General features: G+C 39.7%; 20 protein-coding genes and 1 pseudogene. 4 read left to right on the top strand and 17 right to left on the bottom strand.

Translation table 11 applies throughout. The features are described from left to right. Positions 1-124: 124 nt before the first annotated feature. A complete protein-coding gene (gene corA, locus G6R08_RS18795; protein ID WP_163530192.1) occupies positions 125-1,072 on the bottom strand; it encodes a magnesium/cobalt transporter CorA in 948 nt (315 codons plus the stop codon). Positions 1,073-1,203: 131 nt separating this feature from the next. Here corA and G6R08_RS18790 point away from each other — a divergent pair, with 131 nt between their 5' ends. Both G6R08_RS18790 and G6R08_RS18785 read left to right on the top strand, forming a co-directional pair. Next, positions 1,204-1,776 (top strand): GNAT family N-acetyltransferase, encoded by a 573-nt coding sequence (locus G6R08_RS18790; RefSeq protein WP_163530190.1) that lies wholly within the window; start codon positions 1,204-1,206, stop codon positions 1,774-1,776. A 133-nt stretch (positions 1,777-1,909) separates the two neighbouring features. Continuing rightward, positions 1,910-2,823, top strand: a pseudogene (locus G6R08_RS18785) (cation diffusion facilitator family transporter). A gap of 43 nt (positions 2,824-2,866) precedes the next feature. Here G6R08_RS18785 and G6R08_RS18780 read toward each other — a convergent pair. The 3 genes from G6R08_RS18780 to G6R08_RS18770 form a co-directional block, all read right to left on the bottom strand. After that, complete coding sequence (locus tag G6R08_RS18780; RefSeq protein ID WP_163530188.1) at positions 2,867-5,389, bottom strand: heavy metal translocating P-type ATPase; 2,523 nt, start codon at positions 5,387-5,389, stop codon at positions 2,867-2,869. Positions 5,390-5,448: 59 nt separating this feature from the next. Next, entirely contained in the window at positions 5,449-5,820 is a 372-nt protein-coding gene (locus G6R08_RS18775; protein ID WP_163530186.1) for an ArsR/SmtB family transcription factor, read from the bottom strand. Between the two features lie 235 nt (positions 5,821-6,055). Then, positions 6,056-6,493: a cell wall hydrolase gene (locus G6R08_RS18770; protein ID WP_163530185.1), complete on the bottom strand. Its 438-nt coding sequence runs from the start codon at positions 6,491-6,493 to the stop codon at positions 6,056-6,058. Between the two features lie 405 nt (positions 6,494-6,898). Between G6R08_RS18770 and G6R08_RS18765 the strand changes: the two genes are divergently transcribed. After that, on the top strand, positions 6,899-7,594 hold the full coding sequence (locus G6R08_RS18765; protein ID WP_163530183.1) for a Dph6-related ATP pyrophosphatase: 696 nt from the start codon (positions 6,899-6,901) through the stop codon (positions 7,592-7,594). A gap of 123 nt (positions 7,595-7,717) precedes the next feature. On the opposite strand, the gene G6R08_RS18760 is transcribed toward G6R08_RS18765, so the two are convergent. The 13 genes from G6R08_RS18760 to G6R08_RS18700 all read right to left on the bottom strand — a co-directional run bounded on the left by G6R08_RS18760 (position 7,718) and on the right by G6R08_RS18700 (position 20,518). Continuing rightward, complete coding sequence (locus tag G6R08_RS18760) at positions 7,718-9,325, bottom strand: catalase (RefSeq protein ID WP_163531398.1); 1,608 nt, start codon at positions 9,323-9,325, stop codon at positions 7,718-7,720. A gap of 445 nt (positions 9,326-9,770) precedes the next feature. Further along, positions 9,771-10,100 (bottom strand): DUF3862 domain-containing protein, encoded by a 330-nt coding sequence (locus tag G6R08_RS18755; RefSeq protein ID WP_163530181.1) that lies wholly within the window; start codon positions 10,098-10,100, stop codon positions 9,771-9,773. A 239-nt stretch (positions 10,101-10,339) separates the two neighbouring features. After that, positions 10,340-10,900, bottom strand: coding sequence for a GNAT family N-acetyltransferase (locus G6R08_RS18750; protein ID WP_163530179.1), 561 nt, complete (start codon positions 10,898-10,900; stop codon positions 10,340-10,342). A 356-nt stretch (positions 10,901-11,256) separates the two neighbouring features. Continuing rightward, entirely contained in the window at positions 11,257-11,574 is a 318-nt protein-coding gene (locus tag G6R08_RS18745; RefSeq protein WP_163530178.1) for a YqfO family protein, read from the bottom strand. Between the two features lie 476 nt (positions 11,575-12,050). Then, positions 12,051-12,521: a DinB family protein gene (locus G6R08_RS18740; protein ID WP_163530175.1), complete on the bottom strand. Its 471-nt coding sequence runs from the start codon at positions 12,519-12,521 to the stop codon at positions 12,051-12,053. An 87-nt stretch (positions 12,522-12,608) separates the two neighbouring features. Beyond that, a complete protein-coding gene (locus G6R08_RS18735) occupies positions 12,609-12,833 on the bottom strand; it encodes a hypothetical protein (protein ID WP_163530173.1) in 225 nt (74 codons plus the stop codon). Positions 12,834-13,499: 666 nt separating this feature from the next. Further along, a complete protein-coding gene (locus G6R08_RS18730; RefSeq protein WP_240339837.1) occupies positions 13,500-14,297 on the bottom strand; it encodes an alpha/beta fold hydrolase in 798 nt (265 codons plus the stop codon). A gap of 110 nt (positions 14,298-14,407) precedes the next feature. Then, positions 14,408-16,198, bottom strand: a complete 1,791-nt coding sequence (locus tag G6R08_RS18725) for a M3 family oligoendopeptidase (RefSeq protein WP_163530171.1) — start codon at positions 16,196-16,198, stop codon at positions 14,408-14,410. Positions 16,199-16,322: 124 nt separating this feature from the next. Further along, positions 16,323-17,108: an alpha/beta hydrolase family protein gene (locus G6R08_RS18720; protein ID WP_163530169.1), complete on the bottom strand. Its 786-nt coding sequence runs from the start codon at positions 17,106-17,108 to the stop codon at positions 16,323-16,325. A 157-nt stretch (positions 17,109-17,265) separates the two neighbouring features. After that, positions 17,266-17,865 carry a hypothetical protein gene (locus tag G6R08_RS18715; protein ID WP_163530167.1) on the bottom strand — a complete coding sequence of 200 codons (600 nt, stop codon included), beginning with the start codon at positions 17,863-17,865 and terminating at the stop codon, positions 17,266-17,268. A gap of 210 nt (positions 17,866-18,075) precedes the next feature. After that, complete coding sequence (locus G6R08_RS18710; RefSeq protein WP_163530165.1) at positions 18,076-18,783, bottom strand: class I SAM-dependent methyltransferase; 708 nt, start codon at positions 18,781-18,783, stop codon at positions 18,076-18,078. A gap of 86 nt (positions 18,784-18,869) precedes the next feature. Continuing rightward, positions 18,870-19,796, bottom strand: coding sequence for a manganese-dependent inorganic pyrophosphatase (locus G6R08_RS18705; RefSeq protein ID WP_163530163.1), 927 nt, complete (start codon positions 19,794-19,796; stop codon positions 18,870-18,872). Positions 19,797-19,909: 113 nt separating this feature from the next. Continuing rightward, entirely contained in the window at positions 19,910-20,518 is a 609-nt protein-coding gene (locus tag G6R08_RS18700; protein ID WP_163530161.1) for a DedA family protein, read from the bottom strand. A 124-nt stretch (positions 20,519-20,642) separates the two neighbouring features. On the opposite strand from G6R08_RS18700, the gene G6R08_RS18695 reads away from it, so the two are divergent. Continuing rightward, complete coding sequence (locus G6R08_RS18695) at positions 20,643-22,115, top strand: flavin monoamine oxidase family protein (RefSeq protein ID WP_163530160.1); 1,473 nt, start codon at positions 20,643-20,645, stop codon at positions 22,113-22,115. Positions 22,116-22,139: the final 24 nt, after the last annotated feature.

The raw sequence follows: 22,139 nt of genomic DNA, 5'->3' as shown, positions 1-22,139 counted from the left end.
CCACCCCTTCATGGTTGATACCACGATTATAATAAGCAGAACGCATTTCAGTAACGGTCCGGAGAGTGAAAAAAATGTACGGCTTTAGTCTGATAAAAGTCCGAGGAATAATCCCCGGACCATGTTAGTCAAACCATCCTTTTCGCTTAAACCAGATAAACATTCCGACAGCCATCGTAATCATTATCCCCCACACGAAAAAATACCCGTACTTTTCATTAAGCTCCGGCATGAACATAAAGTTCATGCCATACACCCCAACGATAAAGGTAAGCGGCATAAAAATCACTGAGATCACAGTCAGAATCTGCATCGTTCGATTCGTTTGGTGTGAGTTTAACGATAAGTAACTGTCACGAATATCCTGTGTCATTTCTCGGTTCGAAGCAATCATTTCAGCCACTTTCAGCAAATGGTCGTAAATGTCGGTAAAGTACTCTTTTCGCTGATGGACTTTTTCCAAATGATGCGTATTTAACATGCGATACAGTAAATCACGCATCGGATGCACCGTTTGCCGCAGCTTCAGCAATTCACCGCGCCGATCAAATAACTGTTCCAGCAGCTGTTCCATGGAAAGCTTTTTCGTGTTCTCTTCAATCTCATTGATATGATCTTCAATTTCATACACAATCGGAAAATAATGATCGACCACCTTATCAAGCAGCTGATACAACACGTAATACTCATCTTTGTCCTGGTGAGTCTGACTTCGCTTCAGCATGCTTTCCACCGCCTGAATGATTTCAGAAGGCTCTTTATGATAGGTGACGATAAAATGATCCCCGAGAAACACATCGATCTCTTGTTTGTCTATATTGGTTCCTAACGAATGGAACACAAAAAACGTGTGATCTTCATAATAATCGAGTTTTGGCCGCTGCAAATCATGCATACAATCTTCGATGGCCAGTGGATGAAAGTGAAAAAACGAATGCAGCAGGTTTATCTCCTGTTCCGACGGGCCGGCAAAATCGACCCAGTACCACTCCATCTCCAGCTCACCGAGTTCATCTAAGGAATCCCCTTCCCTCCACCCATGTACACTGGAATATCCATAAAACTTTACCATATTACCACCCTCTAAGCTTGGACATCAACTAGTATGTAGCCTTCCCCCTCCCTACTCTGATAAAACCTTCGATCCATTATAAAGCTGTGGTACGATAGAATCAGCATATTTCGGAAAGGTGACTGATCTGCATGAGTGTTCAACCGATTCAAATTGAAGGGAAACTTGTCACATTACGCAGCATAACTGACCAAGACATCCCCGTTTTGTGGGAATTAATATACGGTGAAGAAGAACCCGAGTGGAAAAAATGGGACGCCCCCTATTACCCTTTAGAACCTCACACCCTAGAAACCTATCGCAGTCATGAGCACGCCAGACAAGAACGGCTGAAACAGCAAGAACCAGACTCCCGGTTGATCATTGAAGTTGACGATACCATTATCGGTACTGTCACTTACTATTGGGAACACAAACCTTCTCTATGGTTAGAGGTGGGAATTGGCATTTATAATGTGAACTATTGGAACGGGGGATATGGAACAGAAGCTTTAACTCTCTGGATTGACTATTTATTTACCCAGCTTCCTTTAGCGCGAGTAGGGTTAACAACGTGGTCAAAAAATCAACGCATGATGCGTGTAGGTGAAAAACTGGGCATGAAACTTGAAGGCCGTATGCGGAAATGCCGTATTCATGAAGGGAGATATTACGACTCCATTCGGATGGGCGTACTTCGGGAAGAATGGCAGGCTGGCAGATAAAGTTGCAAGTGAAGCTTGGCAATGGTCCGCTAATGGCAATTCTACGAGGTATGGCTATTAAAGAACTACCAAAGCGAATGATTTAGTTATCATGACAAATAATAACCATGCAAGCAGAAAGGAGAACTTATGCATGTCAGGTAACCACAGTCATTCAGCCAATAGGAAAGCATTATTAATTACCTTTATCCTCATTAGTGGGTTTATGATTGCAGAGTTTCTGGGTGGTATATTTACGAATAGTCTTGCCTTGCTATCTGATGCAGGCCATATGTTAAGCGACTCTTCTCCTTAGGTTTAAGTTTGTTAGCTTTTAAAATGGCAGATAAGGATGCTACAGAAGAAAAGACGTATGGATTTAAGCGATTTGAAGTATTAGCTGCGTTATTTAATGGCATAACGTTGTTTGCTATTTCCATTTATATTTTTTACGAGGCGTTCCAACGATTCTTTGAACCCCCATCCGTTGCCAGCTATGGAATGTTAGGGATTGCATCTTTGGGGCTAATCATCAATATTGTTGTGGCTTGGATTCTAAGAAGCAAAGGTGATACGAAGGAAAACCTAAATATGCGAAGTGCCTTTCTACATGTCCTTGGTGATCTTCTGGGATCGGTTGGAGCTATAATAGCTGCGTTACTCATCCTGTTTTTAAATTGGAACATTGCAGATCCCATCGCTAGTGTAATTGTATCCGTTCTAATTATTGTCAGTGCTTGGCGGATTACAAAGGACTCGATTCATGTATTGATGGAAGGGACGCCAGAGACCGTTGATATGAAAGAGGTTCATACCCAATTGTTAAACATACCAGGTGTTGAGAATATCCATGATTTACACGTTTGGATCATCACTTCTGGCTATCCTGGATTGAGCGGGCATTTAGATGTCAAGAAGGATAGTGACCGTGACGACGTTCTTCTACGAGCCACCAAGATTTTAAAAGAAGAATTTGGGATTGAACACACAACTCTTCAGCTTGAGGATGAAAATTTGAATCTTAAACATCAAGAAAATCACTCGGTTTGGAATGAAAAGAAAGATTAAGGCATTTATTGAAGCAAAAAAAGAGAAATAGGGTGGCCTCCCCCTATTTCTGTCTTAATAACCTCATGCTATTGAGGATCACCAACAATGCAGCACCGGTGTCACTTAATACAGCCATCCACAACGTTAAAATCCCCGGAAAAATTAATAGCAGGGCTGCGAATTTGGTCAGCAAGGAGAACCATACGTTTTGTTTAATAATTGTTAAGGCTCTTCTGCTCAAACTGATCGTATGAGGAAGTTTTTCTAAGTTATCCGCCATGAGAACGATGTCAGCAGTTTCCATGGCCGTATCCGTTCCAGCACCACCCATCGCGATCCCAAGATCAGCTGTCGCAAGAGCTGGAGCATCATTTATGCCATCACCGACCATCGCCACACTTTTTCCTTCTTCCTGAAGTTTCTTCACCGCTGTCACCTTATCCTCCGGCAACAATTCTGCAAAGTAACGATCGACGCCGGTTTGGGCCGCAATTTTCTTAGCTGTTCCGTCGTTATCACCCGTTAACATCACCATTTCTTCCAAGCCAACACTCTTTAGCTTTTGAATGGCCTGAACGGCAATATCCCGGGTAGGATCAGCAACAGCGATCACTCCTACAACCTCTGAACGAGTCCCTACCAGTACGAGCGTATTTCCTTCCTGCTGTAAGGACTGAATCCGATCTTCTAAATCCGTCAGAGACACATTCATTTCGTGGAACAACTTAGGATTGCCAGCGAAGTACTCCACTCCGTCTATGGTGGCTTGGGCCCCTCTGCCGACAAGGTTTTTGAAGGATCTTCCATTTCTCACAGCAATGTTCCGTTCAGCAGCATAGGACGAGATTGCTTGAGCGATCGGATGGGTAGAGTGTTCTTCAATGGTTCGTGTAATCCTTACTAGTTCCTCTTGATCGCCATGTAAAGATAACACTTCGGAAACTTTGGGCTTCCCTTCTGTCAAAGTCCCTGTCTTATCAAAAGCCATCGCTTTGATAGCTCCTGCTTTTTCTAAGAATGTACCTCCTTTGATTAAAACGCCATTTTTAGCGGCATTTCCAATCGCCGATACAATGGCTACTGGGGTCGAAATGACTAAAGCACAAGGACATGCAACGACCAATAATGCAATTCCTTTATAAATCCATTCTCCCCAAGCCCCAAGTCCTATTAAAGGAGGAAGAAACATCAGTAGTAAAGCCAGGCCGAAAACAATCGGTGTATAAATTTTTGCAAAACGATCCACAAACGCTTGGGTTGGAGCCTTTTGCTCTTGGGCTTCCTCTACAAGATGAATAATCTTTGCAATCGTCGTATCTTCGACTAATTTCGTAACGTGAACTTCTAATGATCCACTCTCATTTACCGTTCCCGCGTAAACCGTATCGTCTTGTTTCTTGTCAACAGGCATTGATTCTCCTGTGATGGGAGCCTGATTGACACTTGAAGATCCTGAAATAACCCTTCCGTCAAGGGGGATCTTCTCCCCTGGTTTGATCACGATCGTATCATTTACGGAAACGTCTTCTACAAGTTTACGTACCAAATCATCCCCGATTTTTACGGAAGCTTCAGAAGGGGCAAGATTGATTAAACTCCGAATCGATTCCCTTGTTCGTTCAATGGATCGGTTCTGCAATGTATTTCCTAATGCAAACAACCAAACAACCATGGCTCCTTCAAACCACTCACCAATCAATACCGCCCCAATGGCTGCTGATGCCATGAGTACATTCATATCTAGTGATCCACTTTTGATAGCATAAAAAGCACTTCTTGCTGGCTTATAGCCGCCAATGATTATGGATGCGCCATACAAAACCGTACTTACAGTTGGGGTAGTGGCAGCAAAAGAAACAATGAATCCAAGGGCTAAGAAGAGACCTGAAAGGGTTGTTAGAGACACTCCTTGCTTCTTGTCAGTCGTTTCTGTTTGTTTCCCCCCGCTTGATTCAAGAGAAGCGCTAAAACCAGCTTTTTCTACCTCTTTTACCACATTCTCGTCAGTGGTATCGTGGTCAATTTGCATTTTCCCTGTAGAAAAATTCACACGTACCTCATTTACCTTCGGGTTTTTAGTAAGGTGCTTTTCAATCGTCATGGCACAGGAACCACAATCCATTCCCTCTACCGTATAGGTTTGCATAGTCTTCCTAGTCTTCGCAGGAACAGACTCTGCCTCAAATCCTAATTTTCGGACCTGTTTCGGGATCTGCTCTGAAACTAAGGAAAAATCAGCCTCGACAGTCAATTTACCAGTACTGTAGTTGACTTGAACCGTCTCTACTCCTTTTGTTTTCTTAAGCCCTTTCTCAATGGTAGCCGCACAAGAAGGACAATCCATCCCTTTCACCTGATACTCCAATGTTTCAAGCGAGTTTCCACTTTGTCCATGGCTAATGGTTAAGTCATCTTCCGCACAATCATCATTCCCGCAGCAAGCAGAAGATGGAGCTGCTACTTGAGTTTCCTCTTCGCAGCATGAAGGAGTTCTTTCCGTGACTGCAGTTGTTTGTGTTTCCTCTGATGAACACTCCTCACCTGTGCAACAATTTTTATGAATTTGTTCTCGTTTGTTACTCATATCAATTCCTCCACTAATCCCGATAAATGTTTCAGTTTATAAGATATCTTGTTAACCTTTTATCCTTCTTTAGAGTGAATCATGGCAATCGAAACGAGCTGGTGGACATGCTCATCTGCCAAGGAATAGAATACCAATTTGCCTTCTTTGCGATACTTGGCTAATCTCATATTCCGTAATAGGCGCAAATGGTGAGAAGCTGTAGCCGTAGTTGATCCGATAATATTCGCGACATCACACACACACAATTCCTTATCTAACGTTAGGGCATACGCTATCTTGAGTCGTGTAGCATCGGATAACGCTTTAAAGATTAACTCTACTCCTTCAACCTCCTCTATTTGAGGTTGAAGCCGCTCCACCTTCTGTTCATCAAAACAAAACGTATCACACGTATCCTTTGTACTGCTTTTCAAAATTTCCTCTGACATTTCATCACCTACATTCAAATACTTGTTTGATTATTTATATAACTAGCATATGTACCTTTCTGAGTTTTGTCAATAATTGGACACAAAGAAAGAGCGCAATTCACTACTTAGAATTGCGCTCTTTCCACGAGAAGTTGTATTCAAAATTATTAAGCTCAACGTCTTCAGCTCTTGGCACCCTTATCTTCATGAGTCAACGCCTTCATCTTTAAAACTAGAGAAATACTATCATAACTCAATAAACACTAGGGCATGTTCCCGCTGCCGGTTCATAATAACAATGATTTTTAAACCGGCCCGTTAAAGGCTCACCGTACCATGTTGGAGGACATTCAGCAGCAAATGGATTGAAATACCAAAGCGCATATTTTGCCGGGTGCTGTCTCCAAAAATTCAAATTCTTTCTTGCTAATCTTTTCTCAACATCTCTCGCTCTTTTATAAAATAAACTTCCCTTTTGCACTGCTTCGAAAGAATAATTTCCTCCCTGTACTTGAAAAATGACTTCACGAATTGTTCTTACATCACCAAAATCTAAACAATCAGCTTTATCTCGATTAACAATTACATTTCCGACATACAACATTCCTTGTTTCCCTTCCCCTACGGCTTCGGCTCTCATCATCCTTGCCATTAGAGCAACATCTTTACTTGTGTATTTTACGATTGACATTTTTTTCACCCCAAAATATTGTATGAAAAAAGCCTAAATTAATGTCATGAAATTATTTATGTTTAAAATGATGCTATCTTTTTCATCGGCAAAATAGAGAAGTGGCAATACCCTTGTTCAGTCTCCGTTACTTCAATATGAATGTGACCAGTTTTTTCTTATCTCGTCAACTACTGAATTAGGATCATCCCAATGTAACATGTGGGAAGTGTTTGGGATTACTTTTACTATTCCATCCGTATTTTGCTCGAATAACGCTGAAGTCAAATCTCTATAACTATTTTTAATAAACACTCCATGATCATGATCTCTTCATAAATAAAAGGCACAATCCATATAAAATATGAAATAATGTAAGGAAAGAAATCGTGAAAAAAGTCATTAGAATAAAGGGGAAAGATATGAATGGCAAAAGTAATGGATTGGAAAAATAATGCTCGCGGGCATAAATTTATAGCTTCATTTAGCGGTGGAAAAGATAGTGTCTTAGCTTTATATAAAGCAGCGAAGGTTGGAGAAGCGGTTGGACTGATCGTCATGCTGGAGGAAGAAGGAAAACGTTCCAGATCCCATGGAATGCCGCCGGAACTCATACGTGTTCAAGCTGAATCTATAGGTTTGCCAGTATATACTGCCGCTGCAAGTTGGACAGATTATGAAAAAGTATTTATACGCCTTTTAGAAACAGCTAAAAATAAAGGATCAGAAGTGTTAGTAACAGGAGATTTAGATATGCCTGCTCATGGCTGCTGGCATGATAAAGTTACGAAGAATGCTGGATTAAAGCTTGGGATGCCTTTATGGGAAATGAATCATCGTGAAGCTGTCGAAGAGTTCATTAATCTAGGATTTTTAACGATCATTGTAACGGTTAATCTATCATTAGGAATGCGAGAGTACGATCTAGGACGAACGTTAACCCACGAATACGTGAAGGAGCTTGAAGCTCGTGGGATTGACCCATGCGGAGAAGGTGGCGAATTCCATACCACTGTAATAGATGGCCCGATTTTTAAACACCCTGTTCCGGTTCGTAAATGTGAAATTATAAAGCATGGAGAATATGCGTTTTTGCCTTTGGAGCTAGATCGGATGTCATAATTCAATGAAAAAATACAGAGCCTGTTATCTTCAAAACAGGCTCTGTAAATAGTTTAATCTCTATACTTTTCACGAAAAGGTTACAAGGATTTTAGACAAATTACTGTCTCGCTGCACCCTCTATTAATAAGGATCAGATTCGTGGCTTTTCTTCACTGCATCTTTTGCTGCTTCGTTCTCAGCTAATGAACCTTCTCCATATTTTGATTTAATGGCTTTACGGCCTGGAACTTTGTCTTCGTCTTTCATTTCCTGGATTTCTTTCACTTTCTTTTCGATTCCTTCCTTCACACGGCGGCCATATTCTTCATCGGCTTGTGTGAAGTGTTCAACCATGGCTTCTTGAATTCGCTTGTCACATATCGCAAGCGCATCGGAGAGGTTATTGATTAATTCATCGCGCTCCCAATCTTCAAAGCTGCGGTACGTTTCGCCCGCTTGACCGTAGTTGTTGGGACGATCAATGGGTGCACTCATAGCTGCCTCATTAAACGTTGGGCGGTGCGGGTGTCGATCTTCATCACTTGCTTCCTGAAGGCCGCCCACCATCGATGGCTCATAGTTAATATGTGGATTATCTCCAGACTCTTTCGGGTCGCGGGTGTCCATCTGGCCGCGATGAAGGTTCGTCCGAACAGACGCTTTCGATGCGTTCACAGGCAAATTTAAATAGTTGGCACCTACACGATAGCGCTGCGTATCGGAGTATGAGAAGGTACGACCTTGCAGCATTTTATCATCTGAGAAGTCCATTCCATCCACAAGAACCCCTGTACCAAAGGCAGCCTGCTCAATCTCCGCATGGAAATCTTCTGGATTGCGATCAAGGACCATACGTCCCACTGGCAGCCATGGGAATTTATCCTCCGGCCAAAGTTTTGTATCATCGAGCGGATCAAAATCGAGTTCCGAATGATAGTCATCCTCCATGATTTGCACAAAGAGCTCCCATTCCGGATAATCTCCGTTCTCAATCGCTTCATATAAATCTTGTGTCGCATGAGCGACGTTCTTCGCTTGAATAGCACTTGCCTCTTCTTGTGTTAAGTTACGGATACCTTGCTTCGGCTCCCAGTGATACTTCACCAACACAGCCTCGCCTTTGTCATTTACCCATTTGTAGGTATTTACACCAGAACCCTGCATATGGCGGTATGTAGCTGGAATACCCCACGGAGAGAACACGAATGTAATCATATGCGTAGCCTCTGGTGAACGGGAAACAAAGTCGAACATCCGCCGAGGATCTGGCACGTTCGAAGCAGGATCAGCTTTAAATGCGTGAATCATATCAGGAAACTTCATCGCATCACGAATAAAGAAAATTTTCAAGTTGTTCCCTACCAGATCCCAGTTTCCATCTTCCGTGTACATTTTTATCGCAAAGCCACGTGGATCCCGATCTGTTTCCGGTGAATCTTTTGCTCCTGCCACTGTTGAAAAACGAACCATTAGTGGTGTTTTCTTCCCAGCACCCGAAAACACTTTCGCGCGAGTATACTTCTCTGCTGGGTCATCTCCAACCTTCCCGTACGCTTCAAAATATCCAAAAGCTCCAGATCCTCGTGCATGTACCACACGCTCCGGTACCTCTTCCCGGTCAAAATGGGAGATCTTTTCGATAAAATGGTAATTCTCAAGTGTGGCTGGACCACGATTTCCAATCGTACGGATATTTTGGTTATCCGTCACAGGACGTCCCTGACGTGTCGTTAACGTCTCACGCTCCATGTCCTTTCCATTTGAAGCTTTATTACCTTTTTTCTCCGACAAAATAAAAACCTCCTTTAAAATAGCAAGCCTGTCAGTTTTCTAAATTAGATTTAAGAATGATAGGAGCGAAAAACAATATGGTTAAATTTCCCATAATCAATTGAGAAGGTGATGGATTACCAACTTGTTCCGTCCTTTAAGTATAACTTTTACAATCTCGACATAAATATACAAACCCTTTAAAATATGGCTCCATAATATTTATAGCGACCGATTTACCTTATGAACAACCTTTGGTGCAGCTTCCAAGGATGATGGAACAAGAGAAACAACCCTGTTGGATTATTTCTCTTTTTATTGAAGCATAAATTACAATTGTAATTCCTCTAGAAAGGTCAAAACGTCTGTTTGAATAACTTCCCCTATTAAGTTCTAAGTAATAATAGAACAGCTCCAGTGGGACTTACTTAAGACCTTTTTGCATAGTAGTTACTAACTTACCTTCTTGAAAGCTCACCGATACAAATGAGTTAGGAGCTGTCCCATCCCATACATAGTTTAATGTTTGTTCCGTTTTACCTTCTCCCTTTTCGCTCATACTTTTTCCTTCACCGCCAATTATCTTAACAACCTTCTCATAAGTCATTCCGCGCTCTAGCTGACTATATTCCTGCAAAGTAATCAGTTCATCGTTTATACGCTCACTTTCCTCCGAACACCCTATTAGAGAAACAAAAGAAAGCAGTGACCACATTACAACAAATAACCTGGGGGAACTTTTATTCTTCATCATACTTCCTCCCCATCCTTCGTTATCAGTAGTACGGATTTAAAAGGAAACCGGTTTCAATTAAAGTAAAATTTTTCAAATTACTTTTGAGATATTTGCTTTTTGTTGTGCTGTATTTCAGACAGACACCAGCAAATAGAAGGTCTATTGATGGATCTGAAAAATATGAACTGTCAAATAAAATAAACCACCCAGATGGGTGGCTTACTCTTACAGAAATGAATGATATTTTTAATAGAAAGTCAGCCATTTTTATCCAATATTTCTCGATTTAAAGTATCTTTCAACAAGGACCAGGCTTCATAACAACTGTGAGATGTAATGAAAGGTTCAAATCCGTAGTTTAGATACATATTGACGGCTTGAAAACTTGTAGTTTGAGAAGTAAGGTAAGCTTTTGAGTGGTGACGGCCCAAAAGATTCATAGCTGCACTAAGTAATGGTTTTGAAAGTTTTCTTCCCTGATATTCAGGAACAATACCTACCCAATGTATCCTGCCAGATATTTCGCCATCGCCCTTTAAGTCGCCATACCATGCTGTAGCTGTTCCTATTTCCTCGCCGTTTTCATTCTCAATGAATACACAACGCTTTGTCATTTCATCAATATGTGGTCCAAACTCTTTATTGAAGTGTTTTAGTGCAGAATCCTCATTTGAAAATTCATCTACGCTTGCTTCAATTCTAGCCCAGTTGTGTTCGTCGCCTTTTCTAAACAATCTAATTCGAAATCCAGCTGGAAGTCTATATTTAGGAATATTCAACAAATCTTTTCTCACCATTGTTAGTGAAATTCTTTTCATTTAAACAATTCCCCCCCTTACTAAAAACGATTATTGCAATGTCACCTAGTATTATTCTATGATTATTAACGCAACTATCCTTTACACTTTTTATCAGTAAAGCTGTAATGACAAAGCGGCTTCCACTATCAAAGGATAATTTTTTTATTGTCACTTATGTATTATGGGAATCTGAAACCTAGTGTATTTCAATATTTAACACATCATTATTTTGACCAATATCATTCACTTCAATTTGGTTTATTTCTAACTCCGGATAAAGCTCTCTTATTCTTTCTTCATAAAAAACTTCCCTACTGTACCTTCAATTGCTCCCTCGTTTGCTTAAGATATCGAACAAAATTGCAGATGCCTTCTTAAAGAAGTGGTATAACGTTTATGATTGGCTCCTCATATGGGTGCACAGTTCTAATAATATGTTTAACTTCTTCGATATCCTCGTATGAGCATCTAAACTCCATTTTACATTCAGTTCCGAAAGAAATTTCTCCTTGTATCCCTTTAAATGGTTTTGACCTTTTTAAAGGTCTCCAATATCCTTTGCTTTCAGAGTAAGAAATAACATTGTCATAGTCGCCTACAGTCAAAACACCTAGATCATTCAACTTATCCCTAAGACTCTTTATAAAGTCTTCTGGTAATAATACTTCGATTTTTACATTTTTAAAATCCATTAGTTATATCACCCTATTTATCACCTTTCAATTTCAAGAAAGTTAGTGATATCAGTCAAACGATCTTCAATTCTTGCAAGCCCTTCAAGAATAACTTGCTACGCTCCCATTGCTTCAATGAAGGTGACCAACTTTTAGAATTGCGGCCCGACTGATTAATCCAATCAATCCTTCACTCTTTTTTGTTTCGAGCCAAAGATACCAATACGTAATAAACACAAATAGCAACTATAGGTAGTAATGTTGGAATGAGATAAAAATCCCTTGGTAAAAAAATGTACAACAAAATTGAAATAATAGTTACTGGTATGACAATAGCAAACCAAAATATTACTTTTTTATTATTGAAACTTAGATCCAATCCTTCCAATAATCTGCCACCTAACCTCTCATTCTAACTAGCGATTTGAACTAAATAATATTACTCCTATAAGCATTGAGAATAGTATCTTTTGTGGCAACCACACTATTTTCCCCTAATCCCAGATATCAGCTCTATGAACACCAGCTGTACGAAGATAGTCTAATAACTGACCTGTATGTATAGATTCATGGTATGCGATTCGTAAAAGCATATCCCCTAAACTTCGAACATACCCCACGTTAGAACGATCAATATTGATCCTTGATAAATCTGTCTCGCTATAACTTGAAACTGTTTCTAAGAAATCGTTGCGATATGGGGATGCAAATTCCAGTTCTTTTTTTACTGAATCTAAGGGTTGGTCTTCAAAAGGAGACCTAAACTCGGTTAGACTTCCCTTATTTTTTATGGCCATATGATAATAATGCTCACTTTCCAATACATGCCGCACCATTTCCAAACATGTCATTGCTTCTGAATCAGGCCTCCAATGTAATGTATCCTCAGGTATTTCCAACCAAACCTTAATACTTCTTCGCCTTACTTCAGCCAGATTTAATTTTAATAATTCTATTGAATTCATCAAAACACCAACCTTTAATAGTTTGTTACTATAACAATACCAGAATATACGTTTGCATTATAGTAGTTCTGGATAAGTTGGTAACGCTTAAATAAGGGAAATAAAGAAGAAGAAAAAACATAAGGATGTAATTAACCTTATATAACCCTCTATATGTTTATTGTTATTTTTAACTTGTTCCACCCCGGTTGTTAACATTAGAATGCCAGCAAATAAAGGTATAAAAGGCATTAGAAAATCGTTGCCAATAATTAAAGTATAAATTACTATTCCAAGAATTATTGTTGCTAAAATAAATGTTACTTTTCTCATGATCCCTCCTCCTCGTCTATCAGGCCTAGTATTAATTATCTGAAAAGACAGCTTATACATATAGAAGTAAGTAATAAATCAGCAGATAGAAATTATTTTAAGTACATTTTTTCTCATCCGAACATGCTCAAAGAAAATGAAAACTTACAAACTCTTCAGCATTTGCTTTGCAGACACAAGAAGATAGTAAACTATTACCCCTATGATTATTGCGATCACAATTGGTATTAAGTAGGATAGAATAATATGTAAGATTGTCATGTCGTCACCTAAAAAGGGCTGTAATATACTCCATATAAAACCTTGAGCAGTGTAAAATAACAATGAAAACAGTAAGAGATATCCTATAATATAAATCAAAGCAACCCACCTTTAGTCTACAGCTCTATTTTTGCTTTCCACCTAATAACTTTTGAATTCAAAACCAAAGTAAAATCATTGATTGTCTTTCAAACGATTAACTTCTTTTTCAAGCTTATTAACTTTTCGCTGGAGATCCCTTTTAGGTTCCGAAATTTTTCTCCCTATAACAATGATCGAGCCAATGACTGCAATTATTCCGCCAACAATCGCTACTCCAAAAAGCACTATGAAATCAAAAATAAACCCGCCCCCAACTCCGTTTATACTAAAGAAAGGCCGAAAATTCTTACACTACATTATGTTCTAATCACTTAAGGATTTCTTCAAATCTTTCCATGGAAAAACACTACTCCAATGCACATAATGACCACTGTTAACTGAGGAATATTCAATAGGAAGATTGCTATCTTTAAATTTTTGTATGTATTTCCCGGTGCGTTTGTATTCTGTTTCATGAATAGTTTCGAACGTGGCATAAATTAAATGGGTCGGCACTTTTATTTTCTTAAGCATACTAGGGAGATTGAGATTGTAATAACCAAACATTAATTTAAGTCCGTTTTCTGAGAACTCACCAGGATTTTTCATTGCAATTCTAATGTATTCATTTTCTTCAATTGCAACACGATCACAAAATTCTTTTACATTAACTGCAAAATCGTCTTTTCCCTGTTCGTTATCTTGCATAAAAAACGGTGCTAGTCTGTTCAGAAAATACTTCCCAAATAGCTGTACACATACACTTAGTAAAGGAAATGCATACGCAAATGAACCAAACTCAGATTTGGGGATTCTAGGAAATGGTTTGTGACCCTCGTCCAATAATATTAGTTTATACACTCTGTCTGGATAATAAATAGCAAAAGCTAAAAGGATCGCTCCGCCTAAAGAATGCCCAATAAGGAAAGCTTTATCTATTTGACTTTGATCCATATACTCTTTTACCCATTCGGCTAATTTTAAAGGCGTAATTCGTCCTTCGATCCCTTGACTTTTACCTAAGCCAGGTAAGTCTATCAAATGGGTTTCAAACTTATCGCGAAGATACCTTGCTATATTAAGTCCTTCATTGCCAGAGAAGCCTCCAGCAGGGAGAAATATTACAGGTTCACCTTCTCCTACTCTTTCAACATAATAGTCGTAGATTATTTTATTTATTTTTGCAGCCCCCTCCGAGAGTTACGTGTTGCACAAATGTTGAGTCGGCCTTCTTATATATATGCTTCCGTTTGTTCGAGATACTTATGAATCGCTTCCCCTAAAGGTCTAATGGAAGCTTCCCAGAAAGACGGGGAGTTCAGTTCATGATTTAAATACTTGATTCCCAATTCCTCCATCGTATGATTTCCAGAATGCTTTAGAAGTTGGTCGTACTGTTCGGGGAACGTTTCTTTATCTAATAAATATAGAGAATAAATACCGTTACTGAACAAATAACCAATGGTGTACGGAAGATTGTAAAAAGCTTTTTCCGTATCATAGAAATGTGGTATGGTCATCCAGTTATGTGCATTTACTTCATCTAAAGAATCCTGAAACCAATCTCTCTCAGTTTTCTCCATTAGATCAACCAGTTCAGCTGCTGAAAGATTGCGGCTGTTACGTTTTTCATAAAACTTTTGTTCAAACTCGAACTTTGCAGGGATGTAAGCAATGTATTTTAAACCATTGGTAATTTTTAATTCTAGCAGTGATAATCGATCTTCTTCGGTTTCTGCTAAATCTATTGCTGCATCCAGAACTAAGTTTTCAGCGAAAGTCGACGCTGTTTCAGCCAGGCCTGTTCCGGCTTGCTGCGCAAAACCAGGCGTTTCATGAAGGAGCGAATTGTGATAAGCATGTCCTAATTCATGAGCAAGGGTAACTACATCTTGATAGTAACCTGTAAAAGATAGCATAATACGACTTTCTTTCGAATTCGGTAACGATGCGCAAAACGCCCCGTGCCGCTTAGAATCTGAAGGTTCCGCATCAACCCACCCTTCTTTGAAAGCCTTATCAGCGAACTCACCCAGTTTTTCACTATAGCTATAAAATTGCTGGGTAACGATGTTTGCTGCTTTATCATAAGTAAGTGTAGTCTTAGTAGTGAAGGTTGGAGCATAAATATCATACCAACTCAAGTTTTCTACTTGATTCAACTGCGCTTTTCTTTTTAAAAATTGGTGCAGTAAGGATTTGTGTTCATGGAGTGTTTTCATCATGCTGTTAACAGAAGCTTCACCAATTCGATTTTGCTCAAACATTTCTTTCAAAGGGTTCAACCATCCTCTTAGCTGGTACACCTCATTACGATAACCTGCAAAATGATTAAAAATCGAAGCAAAACGCTCTTCATTTTCATGAAAAACCTTCGTCATCGATGAGGCGATGTCTTTCCTTGTCGCTCGGTCGCTTGAAAGCATCGCACGCATAAATGCCGTATCGAAAGGAATATTTTTTCTGCCTTCTTCATTACTCACAGGCACAGTAAGATTAGCGAATTCTTGTTCATAATGGTCTTCCCAACCGGCAAATCCATGAATAGAAAGTGAATGGATTACTTTTTCCAATTCAGGATTCAACTGGTCTTTTACCTTCTGTCTTTGTTCCGTTAAAAAGGTTTCTATGCCTTCAACTTCGGAGCGTTGGATCAATGCGTGCCATTTATCTTCTGCTATACTTGCAAGAAACTGACCAAAAGTGAGTAGTAATATATCCATCTGAGACTTCATTTGGTTGCTCTGGTCGTTAAGTGTTTGCGCCTCTGGCTCATGGACATTTTCTGATGATAGACAAATGATATATTCATCTATGTCGAAAACTTTCGTATAAAGGTCTTGTACATGACCGATCATCTCTACTATCTTAGTTATTTCGGTCGGATGTGTTTGATTTTCTAAATCTTTTTGTGTCTGATCAATATGTAAGATGACTTCATGTATTTGGTCTTTGATCGGGCTTACTCCATCACCCGGGTATATGCGGTCTAAATTCCACTTTTTCGTACGTAAACTTTCCAATATACTCCCTCCCATAACTCATACTTCTTCCATTATAGAGGAATATGGAATATTTTTCATTATTTCGAATTATAGTCTTCAGCAGGTGAATTAAAAAAGAGCGTCTTATTAAATAAGTGCGCTCTTAGTTGAATAAGCAAGTTATCCATTCTATCCAATTATTCCTTGTAACAAGTCGCAATCTTTTCCCATGACCAACTCCATCTTTTATAAGAAGGTTAACTTTTCTTGAACCAACAGCTCTTAGTTTGTTATAAAAGTTTTCCGTATGATCATAACGAATTGATTTATCATCAGTTCCATGAATTAAGAGTAAATGTTTTTCCTTTAAGTCTTCCAAATAATTTGAGGGTATTGAGAAATGGCTTCCGTGGATAAAATCATTCCATTCGTCCTCACTTAAATTTCTGAAGATATTTTTATGGTGTTTCCTCAAAAACGGATAAAGTATTGAAAGGTCATCTTCTGAAAGCGATGTGTTAGCGTTCTGAAATTCTGGTTCTAATAAAGGGCAAAGAGCAATAGCCGCATCTGCCAAACCAGATAAACCAAGAGCTGAAACAGCTATTCCTCCACCATAACTATTCCCAATCAATACAAGGTGCTTTATACTCCACACTACTTCAGTTTGGCTGCATAAGTTCAATGTTTTACCGTCTGATAAGAGTTCTAGACCTAATAATGCACCTTCAAGTGATGATGAAGGGCCAAAATTTCCATAGCTTTGCCAGCTTCCGGGATAACGTACTTGAAGAACAGTAAATCCTAAATCCGCAAGTGGTTGTCCCATATCTTCAACAGTCGGCTTATTAGGTAACCCTGGGAGCCACACAATACCAATATGATTACTTTTTTCTTCACTAGGTATATAAAGCTTCCCAACGATATCCTTGTGCCGAACATAAGCCATAATAAAAATCTCCTTCATCTACTATTGGAGTAATCGAACCAATTAAATACAATTATTTCAAGTTATTATTTGCCCAATATCATTACAAACCTTAGATAAAAAATGGATGCTAATCCGTATTATAGAAGAACTCCTTCACTAAGCACAGAGAGCATGATTACTTAGCTTTTTTATAAAGCTTTTCTAAATTCGCTTCGCTGCTGCCAACTTCTAACGAAACACTGGCATATAGCTTATCTTCTTTCATTATATCTATTCTCCAGTCCCCCGCCGTTGGAAAAGTTAATTCTGTTATGCCTACTGCAACAGGATCCTTCTGTACAATTTTTGGGTTAAATTTAGAATTCAAAGGAATGAGTCCAGGCTGTTCAGATTTCGGAATTTCTAATTTACCGTTTTGTTTTTTTATGACAGTCTTATCCGTTATAACTTTTTCCATTGTTTCTTTATGTGTTGCAATAATGCTTAAGTCTTGTTGAGCATATTTTCCCTCTTCACCCCAAAAATAGATATAAAAATCAGTTGGTTCATTTGTCGTAATAGGCACATTCAAGATTCCATACTCGTTTGGTACTCCAATAAATTCATATCCATACAGAATTCCATTTCTTTGTTGATTAATGACAAACTCAGAAGGATGCTCACCTATCTCAGCTTCATCATTGCTGTGAATCACTATCTCACCTAGATAATTGTTCAGAGTCGAGCATCCACTTAAAAATACTAACATCACAATTAGCGCACAAAATTTCTTCATGTAGCCCTCCATTGAAATATTATCGTAAATCGCCTTCTCCGCAGCTAATTACTGGACAGAAGATGTACTTCTTAAATCATTAGACGGCTTAAAAAAGGAAATGTTTCAATACTTTTAACTAACTTACTGATATTTAGTATTCCAATATTACGTAGAGATCTATTGCTTGCATTTAACAGAAAAAGGGCAACGTTACCGCTGCCCTTCAAGTTAATGCATCTTTTTGATTTTTAGCATGGAATTAGCTTGAGCTTGGAATTCATAGGGAACTTCTACCTCTTTAACTAAGCAATCGTTATCAATCAAATACCTTATAACCTTATCTAAATGCTTGTATTTATTTCCTTCTAGATCCACTAAAGGGAAAATCCTAATTTCTTCTTTCGTTACTCTAAGCAGCTCTTTAAGTGTATCCAGATGAAATTGAAAATCCAAACGGTCAGCGTAAGTAAATAAGAAATGAGCAGATAACAGAATGTCAAATTCCTTGTCTTTGAAAGGGAGATGAGGCAGGTCAACTGGTATGTATCTTTGGCTATTTTCACCCATGTCCGCAGCACAATCATTCAGTGCTCTTTGTCGGTGTTCTTTTAGGTGATGAATGTTTTTAAAATAATCCCATATGTAATTGGTTTTGGCTTTTTCCATGTGCTCCATGGTATGTGCTATATCTTCTTGCCCCTTGCTCTTAAGATCCTCTAAGGAATGATCGTAGACAATATCACAAGCCGTAATATTCAGTCCCTTTTTTTGACCAACACTAGTAAAAGAACAAGCTCCAGCTGGACAATCTAATATTTTCTTCCCCTCTAAGAGATCTTCGGAAAGTGAAAACATCTTCATATATTCTTCATATGTTCTACCGATAAAAATAACTTTTTCTAAATCTAATTTCGCCTTCGACTCAGTTCTGCTCATCACACTCACCTCTTTTTAGACTAACAGGATTCTATTACAGTATAAAAAGATCCGCACCTCAAAGAGCTGCGGATCCCTTTTCAATCTTATAGTAATTTTTCATTAAGTGGTGGTACAATTTGTTTTTTACGAGATACAACACCTTGAAGAACAGCCTGGTTCCCATCAAGAGTTACGCCAAAAGCATCTGCGACTACATCACGCTTCTCGCCAATAGCCACAACAGTGGAGTCATTGGTAAGAATATCAGTAATGACAAATACGAATAGGTCAAGATCTTTGTCTTGTATAACACCTTCAATTGCGGATTCAATCTCGCCTTTGCGAGCCAGTACATCTGCTGTATCAACGGTATTGACTTGAGCAATTTCAACTTTTGAATCTCCCATGGAAAATTCCTTCGCGTCAAGGGAAATCAAGTCGGCAGCTGACTTATCGCTAATATCTGCACCTGCTTTAAGCATGTCCAATCCATACTGTTCGGCGTCTACGCCAGCAATGTCGGCTAACTCTTTTGCTGCTTCCACATCTTGTTCTGTACACGTTGGGGATTTAAACAGCAAGGAATCAGAAATAATAGACGATAGCATTAATCCTGCCATAGGCTGGCTGATTTGCTGGTTATTTTCTTTATACAGTTTATTCAGGATCGTGGCTGTACAGCCAACTGGTTCAGCACGGTAGTAAAGTGGTCCTTTTGTTTCGAAGTTGGCGATCCGATGATGGTCAATGACTTCAAGAACTTGGACATTATCAATGTCTTCAGCACTTTGCTGGCGTTCGTTATGATCGACTAAGATCACCTGATCCACTTCGTTGGATACGGTGTCCACTTGACGCGGTGCTTCCACGTTAAATTTCTCTAATGCGAACTGAGTTTCGCTTCCTACTTCACCTAGGCGTACGGCTTCCACATCTAATCCGAGCTTTTTCTTCAAATCGGCATAGACGATTGCCGAACAAATCGTATCTGTATCTGGATTTTTATGGCCAAATATTAAGGTTTTACTCAACGTGCTTTCACTCCTTATAACATAATATGTAGATAAGCTTCCGTACCGATTATAAAATAAAAAGGAGGATACGTCCACGATCTCAAATTGTCTGCGTGGACGTTCCTTCCTGCTTACCTTTTTCTCACTTTTCTTACATACCAGATCACTACTAGCACAAACACAATCGCTAGAATTACATACACGACATTCGAATAGATGTCCATATAGTTGACGATGCTGTGCCAGGAATCTCCGACAGAGGCACCAATTAGAATAAGCACGGTGTTCCAAATCAATGTACCAAGCGTTGTTAAGGCAAGAAAGGCCGCGAAATTCATATTGGACATCCCGGCCGGAATGGAAATCAGGCTGCGGATGAGCGGAACAAAACGGCACAAGAATACTGTCCAGGGGCCGTACTTGTCAAACCAGGCATCAGCTTTATAAATATCCTTCCTCGTTAAGCGGAGAACTTTTCCCCATCTGTCTATAATTTTCTCCAGGCGTTCGACATCAAGCAGCAATCCTACTCCATATAAAACGACTGCTCCGAATACCGAACCAAGCGTTGAACTAATAACCACCCCTACCACCGACAAGGGGGTATTCGTTGTGACGAACCCGCCGAACGTTAAGATCACTTCTGATGGGATCGGGGGGAAAATATTTTCTAGAGCAATTAATACAAAGATTCCTATATATCCATAATCATTAATAATGGAAAGCAGTAAATCCTCCATAGTGGTGTTGAACCTCCTAATAATTTAATCCGATGTACAGTTTCGTTTCATCCCTCACTATGCACATGTGAAGCTGGCATAACTACATTGTCCTTTTCGTAAAATGGAAAAAGGAGGGATGTCTATGTCCATGAAAAACTATGCAGACTTAACCTATCCCGATGATATGATGACAATAATTAGAAATGGTTTACCACCTGCTGGTCCACCCAAAACCGTCATTATCGCTGGTGCCGGGATGGCGGGGCTTGTGTCTGCATCTTTGCTGAAACGGGCTGGTCATCATGTGATTGTGCTTGAGGCGAATGACCGCCCCGGCGGCAAAGTTTTCACTTTGCGTGAACCGTTTGCCTGTAACAATTACATTGAACTTGGAGCCATGCGCATTCCCAGCACTCACTCTCTGGTATTTGAGTATGTTAAGCGATTCGGGCTCCGTGTGAATCAATTTAACAATAGTACACCACAAGACTTGATTTATGTAAATAACATTCTGACCACCCGACAATATTACGAACAGCACCCGGATGTGCTGCAATTTCCCCTTGAAGAATGGGAAAAAGGTCAAACGGCGTCTGAGTTATTTTTATCAGCCGTACAGCCCTTTCTTGACTTGTATAACAGCAGTTCGCCGCAGGAACAAGAAGCATTAAAAGAACAGTTCGCTAACTACTCTATGGGCGACTACTTACGAAATAACCCCCTTGGTCCTTCTCTTTCACCCGTGGCCATCCGGATGATTATGGTCCTGCTCGGGATCGAAGGATTTCCAGAATTCTCTTTCGTCGATATTCTGACTGACATCATTTATCCGATCTTTAGTGCAGATACTCAGTTTTTCGAAATTTGCGGGGGCAATGATCAGCTTCCGAAGTCTTTTCTTCCTGAACTGCATCAGGACATTCGATACAACCATAAGGTCGAACGTATTACCCAATCCAGCAACGGCGTCACCGTCGAAACACGAAACCCGCGGACAGATGAGAGGGAGTGTTTTGTGGGTGACTATAGCATTATAGCAATGCCGTTTACAGTTTTTCAATTTATTGATGTCCAGCCTTATCAATCGATTTCCTTTAAAAAATGGCAAGCAATCCGATCCCTGCCGAGCGTCCCCGCGATAAAGATTGCGATGGAGTTTACACATCGGTTCTGGGAACAAATGAACGTAGGCAACGCAACTACCGATTTACCTACCACGTTTTCCTATGTTCCCAGTCATAACGAGGGCTGTCCTGGCCCTGGGGTACTGCTCGCCAGTTACAGTTGGGGGCAAAACGCTTCACTATGGACTAGTTTGACAAAATCCGATTTTGTGTATTATGTGCTGAAAGATTTAGCCAAAATCTACGGCCCTGTTGTCTATCAGCAATACTTGCAGGCCTACGCTTTCGACTGGGCTCAAAACCCTTATTCAGCAGGATGTTTCACACTGTTTTCGCCACATCAGATTAACTATTTTGGTGATGCCATCAGCACGCCGGAAGGGAGGCTCCACTTTGCTGGCGAACATACTTCTTCGTTTCATGGCTGGGTGGAAGGGGCCATTGAATCGGGAGTCCGAGTTGCTTTTGAAATCAATGCCCGTGGAAAATAAAAAATCGGCAATTGTCCCAACCAC

Source organism: Halobacillus ihumii, assembly GCF_902726645.1.
In the GTDB taxonomy this organism is placed as follows: Bacteria; Bacillota; Bacilli; order Bacillales; family Halobacillaceae; genus Halobacillus_A; species Halobacillus_A ihumii.
The sequence above is the reverse complement of the archived record's forward strand: the minus strand, read 5'-3'. Positions and strand labels throughout refer to the sequence as shown.

What these genes read in the sequence shown, in the direction of transcription:
- corA (WP_163530192.1), bottom strand. Translation starts at nt 1,072, where the DNA reads ATGGTAAAGTTTTATGGATATTCCAGTGTACATGGGTGGAGGGAAGGG.
- G6R08_RS18790 (WP_163530190.1), top strand. Translation starts at nt 1,204, where the DNA reads ATGAGTGTTCAACCGATTCAAATTGAAGGGAAACTTGTCACATTACGC.
- G6R08_RS18780 (WP_163530188.1), bottom strand. Translation starts at nt 5,389, where the DNA reads ATGAGTAACAAACGAGAACAAATTCATAAAAATTGTTGCACAGGTGAG.
- G6R08_RS18775 (WP_163530186.1), bottom strand. Translation starts at nt 5,820, where the DNA reads ATGTCAGAGGAAATTTTGAAAAGCAGTACAAAGGATACGTGTGATACG.
- G6R08_RS18770 (WP_163530185.1), bottom strand. Translation starts at nt 6,493, where the DNA reads ATGTCAATCGTAAAATACACAAGTAAAGATGTTGCTCTAATGGCAAGG.
- G6R08_RS18765 (WP_163530183.1), top strand. Translation starts at nt 6,899, where the DNA reads ATGGCAAAAGTAATGGATTGGAAAAATAATGCTCGCGGGCATAAATTT.
- G6R08_RS18760 (WP_163531398.1), bottom strand. Translation starts at nt 9,325, where the DNA reads ATGGAGCGTGAGACGTTAACGACACGTCAGGGACGTCCTGTGACGGAT.
- G6R08_RS18755 (WP_163530181.1), bottom strand. Translation starts at nt 10,100, where the DNA reads ATGATGAAGAATAAAAGTTCCCCCAGGTTATTTGTTGTAATGTGGTCA.
- G6R08_RS18750 (WP_163530179.1), bottom strand. Translation starts at nt 10,900, where the DNA reads ATGAAAAGAATTTCACTAACAATGGTGAGAAAAGATTTGTTGAATATT.
- G6R08_RS18745 (WP_163530178.1), bottom strand. Translation starts at nt 11,574, where the DNA reads ATGGATTTTAAAAATGTAAAAATCGAAGTATTATTACCAGAAGACTTT.
- G6R08_RS18740 (WP_163530175.1), bottom strand. Translation starts at nt 12,521, where the DNA reads ATGAATTCAATAGAATTATTAAAATTAAATCTGGCTGAAGTAAGGCGA.
- G6R08_RS18735 (WP_163530173.1), bottom strand. Translation starts at nt 12,833, where the DNA reads ATGAGAAAAGTAACATTTATTTTAGCAACAATAATTCTTGGAATAGTA.
- G6R08_RS18720 (WP_163530169.1), bottom strand. Translation starts at nt 17,108, where the DNA reads ATGGCTTATGTTCGGCACAAGGATATCGTTGGGAAGCTTTATATACCT.
- G6R08_RS18715 (WP_163530167.1), bottom strand. Translation starts at nt 17,865, where the DNA reads ATGAAGAAATTTTGTGCGCTAATTGTGATGTTAGTATTTTTAAGTGGA.
- G6R08_RS18710 (WP_163530165.1), bottom strand. Translation starts at nt 18,783, where the DNA reads ATGAGCAGAACTGAGTCGAAGGCGAAATTAGATTTAGAAAAAGTTATT.
- G6R08_RS18700 (WP_163530161.1), bottom strand. Translation starts at nt 20,518, where the DNA reads ATGGAGGATTTACTGCTTTCCATTATTAATGATTATGGATATATAGGA.
- G6R08_RS18695 (WP_163530160.1), top strand. Translation starts at nt 20,643, where the DNA reads ATGTCCATGAAAAACTATGCAGACTTAACCTATCCCGATGATATGATG.